The sequence below is a fragment of the Hominisplanchenecus murintestinalis genome, assembly GCF_943193015.1.
Taxonomy (GTDB): domain Bacteria; phylum Bacillota; class Clostridia; order Lachnospirales; family Lachnospiraceae; genus Hominisplanchenecus_A; species Hominisplanchenecus_A murintestinalis.
In genome coordinates, this window is sequence record NZ_CALPCM010000060.1 from 1 (window position 1) to 9,898 (window position 9,898).

7 protein-coding genes are annotated in these 9,898 nt (G+C 49.4%); all 7 read left to right on the forward strand.

Going from position 1 to position 9,898, the window contains the following annotated elements; all coding sequences use genetic code 11:
• Positions 1 to 143 precede the first annotated feature (143 nt).
• The 7 genes from NFR99_RS13545 to NFR99_RS13575 all read left to right on the forward strand — a co-directional run bounded on the left by NFR99_RS13545 (position 144) and on the right by NFR99_RS13575 (position 9,734).
• Complete coding sequence (locus tag NFR99_RS13545) at positions 144 to 470, forward strand: hypothetical protein (protein ID WP_120486018.1); 327 nt, start codon at positions 144 to 146, stop codon at positions 468 to 470.
• Between the two features lie 190 nt (positions 471 to 660).
• Positions 661 to 1,596 carry a GNAT family N-acetyltransferase gene (locus tag NFR99_RS13550; protein WP_251353920.1) on the forward strand — a complete coding sequence of 312 codons (936 nt, stop codon included), beginning with the start codon at positions 661 to 663 and terminating at the stop codon, positions 1,594 to 1,596.
• Between the two features lie 54 nt (positions 1,597 to 1,650).
• A complete protein-coding gene (locus NFR99_RS13555; protein ID WP_251353921.1) occupies positions 1,651 to 2,502 on the forward strand; it encodes an energy-coupling factor transporter ATPase in 852 nt (283 codons plus the stop codon).
• Positions 2,487 to 3,335, forward strand: a complete 849-nt coding sequence (locus tag NFR99_RS13560; protein WP_120486015.1) for an energy-coupling factor transporter ATPase — start codon at positions 2,487 to 2,489, stop codon at positions 3,333 to 3,335. The genes NFR99_RS13555 and NFR99_RS13560 overlap by 16 nt, the downstream gene beginning before the upstream one ends.
• Positions 3,336 to 3,342: 7 nt before the next feature.
• Complete coding sequence (locus NFR99_RS13565) at positions 3,343 to 4,149, forward strand: energy-coupling factor transporter transmembrane component T family protein (protein ID WP_120486014.1); 807 nt, start codon at positions 3,343 to 3,345, stop codon at positions 4,147 to 4,149.
• Positions 4,150 to 4,200: 51 nt separating this feature from the next.
• Complete coding sequence (truA, locus tag NFR99_RS13570) at positions 4,201 to 4,977, forward strand: tRNA pseudouridine(38-40) synthase TruA (protein WP_120486013.1); 777 nt, start codon at positions 4,201 to 4,203, stop codon at positions 4,975 to 4,977.
• Positions 4,978 to 5,033: 56 nt separating this feature from the next.
• Positions 5,034 to 9,734 carry a leucine-rich repeat protein gene (locus NFR99_RS13575; RefSeq protein WP_251353922.1) on the forward strand — a complete coding sequence of 1,567 codons (4,701 nt, stop codon included), beginning with the start codon at positions 5,034 to 5,036 and terminating at the stop codon, positions 9,732 to 9,734.
• Positions 9,735 to 9,898: the final 164 nt, after the last annotated feature.

The following is a 9,898-nucleotide window of genomic DNA, read 5'->3' on the forward strand; positions in this document are numbered from 1 at the left end:
CCAAAAAGGTATGGTGTCTTTAGTTTTAAAGCATTTATAGCAGTTTTGGTAAAAATTCAAATTTGCTCATTTATAGTTATTTGTTATAGTATAACGTAAAATATTATTTTTGTCAGCATATTTTAAAGATTTGTGTAAAAAATATGAAGATTATACTGAAATCTGGGGATGTGAGGGAAGGTTTTTATTGGAAGAACTTCATACAGGTAAACCGTATTGATGCCTTTGAAATGCATTATGCGTATTATGATCCCGAAAAACATCAGGTTTGGAAAAATGGAGAACATAATAAAGATTTGTTTGTAATTGACCATTATTATACAAAGAGCTGGGAAGAGTGGAAGAGAAAGATTATGGAGCGGGGCGGGGCAGATCCGAATTACCATAAAGCATTGAGGGAGTTCTTTGTATATAATCCAGATATGATACATTTGGATACAGGGGAGGATGCAGTGCAGGCATATGAGTAGAGATAGAAGGTTACTGTGAACGGAGTGAATAGTAATGATAGGGGGCGTCAGATGGACAGTCTTCTTAACATAAGTTTGCAAAGCGTTTCGATTATGGTATTATAAAAAACAAAAGGCAGCAGAAAGCGATTTGCAGAGTATTTGACTCTTGCGGGAATAAAAGATCTTAAAGATACGACAGGAGCCGTCAATGAAAAAAATATACTTAGACATAGAAGAAAATCACAGCTCCCCAGATTTGGAAGGATTAGTGAGGGATTTCCGGTCAGCAGGGATAGAGGTGAGTCCGTTGACCGAAAATAGCTGGGGGGACATGGCGCAGGCATTGGTTCTTACGGACAGGCAGGCGACGGCTGACATGGCGTCGGGAAGGCTTTCGGTGGAAGGCAGCGCCATCGCGCTCCAAGGAAAAACCGCCTGCGTAGGCTACGAGCCGCCCGGGGCGGGCGTCACGCTTTCACATGTAGATATGATAGTGCAGGGCTTCGAGGAGCTTGACGTAGAATTTTTCAGGAGAGTATATCAGCGCTGTCATGGCATTCCGTGGACAATCGCCCTGACAGACAGGCTGGCGCTTAGGGAAAGTGTGCCCGATGATTTTGATGTGTTCTATGATATGTACCGGCAGCCCGGCATGACAGATTACATGCCGGGACTTTCAGACGACAAGGAAGAAGAGCGGGAAACTTTCTGCGCATATATCCGCAGGATGTATGCGTTTTATGGATATGGGCTCTGGACGGTGGCAGAGAAATCAAGCGGGCGTGTTGTCGGGCGAGCAGGGCTGGAGAATGGCTCTTTTCAGGGGCAATCTGTGCCTGTTATTGGCTATATGATAGGAGCAGAGTATCAGCGGCAGGGATATGGGCAGGAAGCTGTGAGGGCAGTGGCGGAATACGCGTTTTGCGAGTTGGAAATGGAGAGAATATACGGATTCGTTCATAAGAAAAACCAAAATTCCAGGCGGCTCATTCAGCGCGTGGGTTTCCGGAGAATAGAAGAGCGCTGTCGGATGGCAGTTCAGATGGCGGGGCGGACGTTTGAAAAGGATATTGCCGGTTATGTTTGTGTTAACACAAAAGCCTTGTATTTCCCAGGCAAATCCATTACAATAGGTGATGAATAAGCCGACGAGCCGCATAAGCCCTGGGCAGCGGCGGTGGACGGCGCGGAGGGAAGCATGGGAATTATTGAAGGCAGCGGACTGGTTTATGAATATAGGAAGTACGGCGAGGACGGTGAAGTTGCAGCGGTGACCCGGGCAGTAGACGGGGTGAGCCTGGACGTGAAACGCGGGGACTTCGTGGCTATCCTGGGGCATAATGGTTCCGGGAAGTCTACCCTGGCGAAGCATATCAACGCTATCCTGACGCCGGACGAGGGGACGCTTTATGTGGACGGGATGGATACATCTGAAGAGAAGAATCTATGGAATGTACGTCAGAGTGCAGGCATGGTGTTTCAGAATCCGGACAACCAGATTATTGGGACAGTTGTTGAAGAAGATGTGGGTTTTGGACCTGAAAATATGGGGATATCCACGGAGGAAATATGGGAAAGGGTGGAAGAAAGCCTGAAATGTGTAGGGATGTGGGCATACCGAAAGAAATCTCCGAATAAACTTTCCGGCGGGCAGAAACAGCGTGTGGCCATTGCGGGGGTGGTGGCGATGCACCCCAAATGCATCGTGTTGGATGAGCCGACCGCTATGCTGGACCCGACGGGACGGAAAGAGGTAATCCGTACGGTGCGGGCGCTGAACCAGGTGGAGGATGTGGCCGTATTGCTGATTACCCATTATATGGAAGAAGTGATTTATGCAGATAAGGTACTGGTGATGGATGAAGGAAAAGTGGTGATGCAGGGGACGCCCCGGGAAATTTTCTCGCAGGTGGAGAAGCTGCAGAAATACAGGCTGGATGTGCCGCAGGTGACGCTCCTGGCACATGAATTGAAAAAAGCAGGGCTTCCGGTTCCGGATGGCGTCCTGACGGTAGATGAGCTGGTGGAAGAATTATGTCGATGCAAATAGAGAATCTGAGTTATGTATATGGAGAAGGAACTGCCTTTGAGAAAAAGGCGCTGGACAATGTGAACCTGGAGCTGCCGGACGGGCAGTTTATCGGTGTGATCGGGCATACGGGTTCCGGTAAGTCTACGCTGATTCAACACTTAAACGGTCTGCTTAGGGCTACGCATGGGAAGATTTATTATAATGGCGAGGATATTTACCGGGAAGGCTATGATATGCGGGGGCTCCGCAGTAAAGTGGGGCTGGTGTTTCAGTACCCGGAACATCAGCTTTTTGAGGTGGATGTATTTACAGATGTATGCTTTGGGCCGAAGAATCAGGGATTGCCGAAGGAAGAAGTGGAGGCAAGGGCTCTGGAAGCGCTGCATCAGGCGGGGCTGAAAGAGAAACACTATAGGAAATCGCCTTTCGAGCTTTCAGGCGGACAGAAGCGCCGGGCAGCGATTGCAGGCATTTTGGCAATGCATCCGGAAGTGCTGGTGCTGGATGAGCCGACGGCAGGACTGGATCCTAAAGGGCGGGATGAGATTTTAGAGCAGATAGCCAGGCTGCACCGGGAGAGGAACATTACGGTTCTTCTGGTTTCTCACAGTATGGAAGATGTAGCAAAATATGTGGACAGGATACTTGTGATGGATGATGGGAAGATTATGTTTGATGATGTGCCGAAAAGAGTTTTTCACCATTATCAGGAGCTGGAGAAAATAGGGCTGGCAGCGCCCCAGGTGACTTATGTGGTAAAAGCGCTGGAAGCAAAAGGCTGGAAAATCGATACGGACGCTACTACGGTGGAGGAAGCCAGAAGCGCGGTGTTACGTGCGCTGGGACGATAGGAGAAGTATGTTAAGAGATATTACATTGGGACAATATTACCCGGGGAATTCCGTGATACACAAGCTGGATCCGCGGACGAAACTGGTGGGGACGCTGACATTTATTATATCCTTATTTCTGTTCCGTTCCTTTGCGGGATATCTGGCGGCAGCTTTATTTTTGGCAGTTATTATCCGCATTTCGGGGGTTCCTTTTAAATTTATGGTCCGGGGATTGAAATCTATCATGATACTATTGTCTATTACAATGGTATTCAACCTGTTTCTGACTCCGGGAACTCCGGTGCTGGTTTTCTGGAAACTACAGATTACCCGTGAGGGAATTGCACAGGCGGCATTTATGGCGATGCGTCTGGTTATGCTGATTATCGGTTCTACGGTTATGACGCTGACCACTACGCCGAATCATCTGACAGACGGCATGGAAAAAGGGCTTGCGCCGCTGAAGAAACTGCGGGTTCCGGTGCACGAGGTGGCGATGATGATGTCCATAGCTTTGCGGTTTATTCCTATATTAATGGAAGAAACAGATAAAATTATGAAGGCACAGATGGCGCGCGGAGCGGATTTTGAGTCCGGCGGATTGGTAAAGAAAGCGAAGAGCCTGGTGCCGCTTTTGGTTCCTCTGTTTATTTCAGCGTTTCGCCGGGCAAATGACCTGGCGATGGCAATGGAGGCGAGAGGGTACCGGGGCGGAGACGGGCGCACGAAAATGAAGCCATTGATTTATCAGAAGAGGGACTACAGGGCATATCTGCTGATGTTGGCGTATCTCGTGTGTATCGTGTTGATAGGAAAGGTCTCTCCGGTGTAAAACTTTCCGAAGAAAGGCGGATGCTGCCGCGGCAGTAAGAAGGAGCATAGAATGAAAAGGGTGAAGCTGACAGTGGCGTATGACGGTACGCGTTACCACGGCTGGCAGGTGCAGCCAAATGCAGATACTATAGAAGGGGAACTGAACCGTCATCTTTCGGCGCTTCTACAGGAGGAAATTAAGGTGACAGGCGCCAGCAGGACAGATGCGGGAGTCCATGCTTTGGGAAATGTGGCGGTATTTGATACAAAAGCGAGGATGCCGGCGGAAAAGATTTCTTATGCCATGAACACCAGGCTTCCGGAGGACATCCGCATTCAGGAATCCTGTGAAGTGGCGCCGGATTTCCATCCCCGGTTTTGCCGGACAGTAAAAACTTACGAATACAGGATTTTAAATAGACGTTTTCCGGATCCTACGAAGAGACTGTACTCTTTCTTCTATTATTATCCGCTGGATGTGGGGAAAATGCGGGAAGCGGCAGCATATCTGGAAGGAGAGCATGATTTCCGGGCATTCTGCACGATGAGGCCCGGGATAGAAAATACCGTGCGCACTATTTATTCTTCAGAGGTGGAAAAAGAGGGAGATATAATCGTATTTCGGGTGACGGGAAACGGATTCCTCTATAACATGGTACGCATTATGGCGGGAACTCTGATACGGGCAGGCGGGGGAGTTTTCTCACCCGAATATATAAAAGCTATCCTGGAGAGCCGGGACAGGGAGCTGGCAGGAGAAACGGCGAGGCCGGAAGGTCTGACGCTGGTGGAAATACATTATCCGGAAGAAGATAAAGCGGCTGGGATGCAGCTGCAAAATAGGTGATACTTGGAGATTGAGGTGTGTGACACACCGTCGTTTATGTATGGAGGAGTTAGGACATGAAGATGAAATGGAGACAGTGCCTGGCGGGGCTGTTGGCAGGGGCTTTGACAATAACCGGAATTCCGTTCTCCGGTGGCGGGGCGTTTATGGTAAGAGCGGCGCTGCAGGCAGATGAGGAGATGAATCTGCAGTACAGATACCGTCCGGTGGACGAAAAGACGATTACGGTAGATACAGATGTGCCGGGAAACAGGCAGAGACCTGATAAACCGCTTACAAACCTTATTTCCAGGTCCGGCTATATGCTGACGGAAAATCTGGGAGCAGTATCCGGAAAGAATATTTATTTCAGCCTGGAAGGGCAGAAACTCCTGGGGTCTGTCCGTTATCTCTCCGCGGTTCCAAGGGGAGCTATCAAAAAATGCAGGCTGTGGGTATCAACTGCAGACCGGGAACCAAAGGATATTGATGAGTCTGGCTGGCTTCTGGTTTACGAGACGGAAGGAGATGGATGGGCTGCCCATTCTGAAGAAGGAAATAATAGTCATGAAGCCAGATTCCGGCAGGCGCAGATGGCGCGCCATGTGCGCCTGGAAGTGCTTGAGACATATGGAAACGGCACGACAGACGCCAATAAATTTATATCAGGGGAGCGGGTGTATATCAATGAAGCAGGCCGTATTGACCAGCAGGAGACTACTGTGAATGTTGCCTTAAACCGCAGCCTGGAAGATGGAGATGCGTCTGTAAGGGCTTATACCGGGGGGAATGGGCTGAATTCCATTAACGGGGGAGGAAACAATGAGTTTGGGGAAAACGCAGAAGATGATAAGGACTACTGGAAACCGACGTCTCATGTTGACGGGAGCGGGGATGTAAACTACATTATCTATGATTTACATGCTACGGAAACCAGGATTTCCGGTATCAGTCTCAGATGGCATGAAAAGGAATGGGCGAGTGCATACACGATAGAGACTTCCGATACATGTACGCTCGGAAATGACAGCGATATCACAGGAGTAAACATGGGCGACCATTCTGTTCCGGCAGACAGCCTGGCGGACAGCGGAGACTGGAAAACGGTGGTAGACTTTGACAGAGGGATTCGGGATAGCAGCAGCGACGCACAAGGGCTGGTCCAGCCTTTGGATGAGTTTACGCCTGACAATGAAACGTATAGGCTGGAGCGCACAGCGTTAAAAAGATATGTGCGCCTGATGATAAAGGATGCGAACCGGAGCCCGGACGTGCGCTCGGGCGGCGCTCTTCGGGAGATTCAGATATGGGGAAGCCGCTGGAAGGTAGCGGAAGCGGAAAATGTGGCCGTGGGGATAAACGGCAGGTATGCCGACGGGAGAAAAGGCTCTACGGTAATTGCCGGATATTCAGGAGCAGATACTTATGAAGCCGGCGGAAAAAAGGTCATTCATAGTGTGAACTATGCTGTCGATGGGCAGATGCCGGATGGCATTGGAAGTGATGAATACTGGATGCCTGCAGTGCGCAGTGAGAGCGGCGGCAAAGGCGTGAATATGCGGGAAGGGGATAAAGCATACCTTATCCTGGACTTGGGCGAAGGTACGGTAACGGATATTCAGTCGATGCGGATTAAGTGGTTCGGACTAAATTCTGCGAACAGATGCCAGGTATGGACGGCAGATACCTATGTTCCGCCAGTGGGGAACGACAACCTGGAAGGAGCGGGCGGAAACATCATTTTTGACGGAGACTGGGAAGCGGTGGCGACAGCGGCAGATGTAAGCTCTCAGAGCAGCGATAAGCAGCTGGAGTTCCGGGAAGAAGATTATGTGACAAAGCAGTTGAAACGCTATGTCCGTTTCGACATTTCAGAGCTGAACGCACATGCAGCTACAGATTTGGGCCCGAATGCGGCGATCAGTGAAATTGAAATCATGGGATTTCGGAAAGCAGACGAAACCGGAGAAATACATCTGACAGTAGAAGAACCATCGTATGGCGCGTCTATGGACAGGACAGACGCCTATCCGGCAGTTGGAGATGAAGGCGACTATATAGTGGAAGATACAAAATGGGCGCTGACAAGCCAGAAAGGCACAGAACTGCATACCGTGTTTGACACAAAGGCATATACGATGCTGGTGACTTTGAAAAGCAAGAGCAAATTTACTCAGATGACTACCGTAACCCTGAATGATAATGATACCATGATTGCATATCCATATCCGAACGAGTCAGATGCAATTGTGAATTATGACGGCAAAGATGGCAATGGGTATAGCTATATGACGGTGTCCTATGATTTCGGGGCGGTAGAGAGTCCTATAGAAGCTTACAACCTGCTGAAGGCGGAACTCCAGGTGGGCAGAAATGCAGCCGATATGGCATATATAGCCGGAATGGAAAAAGAAGAAGCGTTTCAATTCTATACAAAGAGAAGCTGGCTGACGTTCAAAGAAGCCTATGATGACGCCGTCTTTCTGGCAGGGCCCGGATATGGGGCAGAGCTGCCGGATGAACCGTCCGATGAAGGGGCGGCGGACACGGAAATATACTATCCGAAGAAACGTTATGAACAGGCAAGGGAACGGCTGGAAAGAGAGTACGCTAAAAATGGGGAGAAAGGGCTGAAAGCTGCATCAAGGGCGGCTATGCTCAGCCTGGACAATGAAGCGGATGAGCCCAAGGTACAGATTGCGGTAGAGCCGGGAGGGCAGACAGTTGAGCTGGATAATGGACAGACAGACACGTACAGCTTGAAAAATTGTACCTGGCTGGAGAAAGACAGCGATGCAGAAGCGCCATATCCAAGTCCTTATAAAGATTACCGGGTGAAGATAGAGGTTGAGACAAAAGAAAAAGCGCTGGAGAAAGACAGTGACAAGGATTTTATCTTCCCGGAGACGGCTTCTGAGAAAAATTTTCTGTATGTAAAAAATGCAGCGGGTCAGTGGGAGCGTGTGCCGGTCCAGGATATCCTTAGCAGGGAGCTGGACGAGAGCGGAGCGGTTCTGCAGTATATCTATAGCTGCCGGGGATTGAAAGAGCCAAAACAGGAACTGGCTGAATATCTGGCATCCCATGAGAGGGAAGAAGAGTTTGAGGAAGACGGCGTAACTGCAAAGTACACCCGTCAGAGCTGGCAGGCGTACCGCGCGGCGTATGACAGGGCGGTGTCTCTTAATCAGTCTTCCGGTTTGAAAAGGAAACAGGAGGTTTATAAAGAAGCGCTGGACGCGCTGAAGGCGGTAGTATTGGTGCCAAGGAGCAGTACAATCTGTGAATGTGCAATCGGCAGGATTACTTACAGCGGATTGACAGAAATCGAGCTGACGGCGGCAGGTGATTCCGCAGGGGAAACAGCGGAGATAATTTTAAATGACAGCACGTCGGTGCTGCATGACAGGTATGACTGCCTGGTACATGACAGCAGTACGGCGCTGGAGCTGGGGTTTGAACTGGGGAGCGGCGCTGACAATACGGCGGCAGGTGCGTTAACAGAAACGGATGGAAAGACTGTTCTGACTATCACAAAAGCAGGTGAGGTAAAAGTTAAGATTAGCGCACGTTTCGGTTCCCAGAATGCAGAACCAAAGGTGATCACATTTACCACGATTAGCATGGCTGAGAAAGCAGAAGCAAGAGAAGAAGCAGAAAAGGCACAGGCAAAAGCGCAGCAGATATATAATACAGGAAACAGGGACGCCAATGGGGCGGCAATCTATACACAGGAGAGCTGGGAGTCTTTTGTAAGGGCATACAATGGGGCGTCATCGCTGGTGAGCGTAGGTATGGAGAGGCTGAGCTCTGAGCAGTTAAAAGCTGCGAAAGCCGGGTTTGACGGTGCGGTAGCCCGCTTGAAAACGAAAGTATTGGCAGCGGCTGAGAAAGCAGCCAGGGACGCACTGGAGAAAGCGGTGGCGAATAACGATAAAGGGCTGTACACAGAAGCGAGCTGGGCAGAATATGTGAAGATGAAAGAACAGCTCCGGGCAGAACTGGAAAGTGAGCAGCCGGATGCTGAAAAGCTGCAGCAGCTGACACAGATGCTGGAAAGGTTTCAGCTGGTAAAGGAACCGACACAGGCAGAGAAGGAACTGGAGGCTGCCAGGGCAAATGCCCGTGCAGTATTAGCGCAGGCTGTGCAGGATAAGGATAAAGGGTTTTATACGGAAGCGAGCTGGGCAGGGTATGCAGCGCTCAAAAAGCAGCTTCAAGATGCACTGAACAGCCAGAATACAAGCGCGTCAGAGCTGAATAGGCTGACCGTGGCGCTGGCAGGGTATAAACTCGCCAAAGTCCCCGGCTCCACACCGCCCCCGGCTCCTTCGCCGGTCCCGGTACAGACTCATGTGAACATTAAAAATGTGAGATACGAGGTGGACGCGAAGAATAAGAAAGCAGCAGTGGCAGTCAAAGGTACAAAAGATGCCAAAAGCATTACCATTCAGAAAACCGTAAAAATCAATGGCGTGACTTATAAAGTGGAAAGGATTGGGGCAAATGCATTTAAAGGCTTCAAGAAGCTTATGAGAGTCACAGTAGGTGAAAATATCAAGACGATTGATAAACAGGCATTTATGAACTGCAAAAAGCTTAAGAAAATTACACTGAACAATGGAAAGCTGCTGAAAAAGATTGGAAAAGGCGCATTCAAAGGGACCAAAAAGGGACTGACAGTCAAGGCAAAGAAACTGACAAAAACAAAAGCCCGCAAAGCGCTGCTGAAAAAAGTAAAGGGCGCCGGGGCAAAGAAAGCAAAAGTAACAAAATAGTAAAGCAAAGTCCTGGGCTGAACTGTTACATCCGGGCTGCTTTTTACGGTTTTCAAAGTTGATTTATGAAACGGGATATGTTATAATTAAACCTGAATTATTCACAGCTGTGCCGTGAAAGTGGCTGAAAGCCACATAGTTACTGTATTTAAGCTGCTTATTGC

Excerpts from the sequence above, each read along its gene's own strand:
- NFR99_RS13555 (WP_251353921.1), top strand. The coding sequence starts at position 1,651 with ATGGGAATTATTGAAGGCAGCGGACTGGTTTATGAATATAGGAAGTAC.
- NFR99_RS13550 (WP_251353920.1), top strand. The coding sequence starts at position 661 with ATGAAAAAAATATACTTAGACATAGAAGAAAATCACAGCTCCCCAGAT.
- NFR99_RS13560 (WP_120486015.1), top strand. The coding sequence starts at position 2,487 with ATGTCGATGCAAATAGAGAATCTGAGTTATGTATATGGAGAAGGAACT.
- NFR99_RS13575 (WP_251353922.1), top strand. The coding sequence starts at position 5,034 with ATGAAGATGAAATGGAGACAGTGCCTGGCGGGGCTGTTGGCAGGGGCT.
- truA (WP_120486013.1), top strand. The coding sequence starts at position 4,201 with ATGAAAAGGGTGAAGCTGACAGTGGCGTATGACGGTACGCGTTACCAC.
- NFR99_RS13565 (WP_120486014.1), top strand. The coding sequence starts at position 3,343 with ATGTTAAGAGATATTACATTGGGACAATATTACCCGGGGAATTCCGTG.
- NFR99_RS13545 (WP_120486018.1), top strand. The coding sequence starts at position 144 with ATGAAGATTATACTGAAATCTGGGGATGTGAGGGAAGGTTTTTATTGG.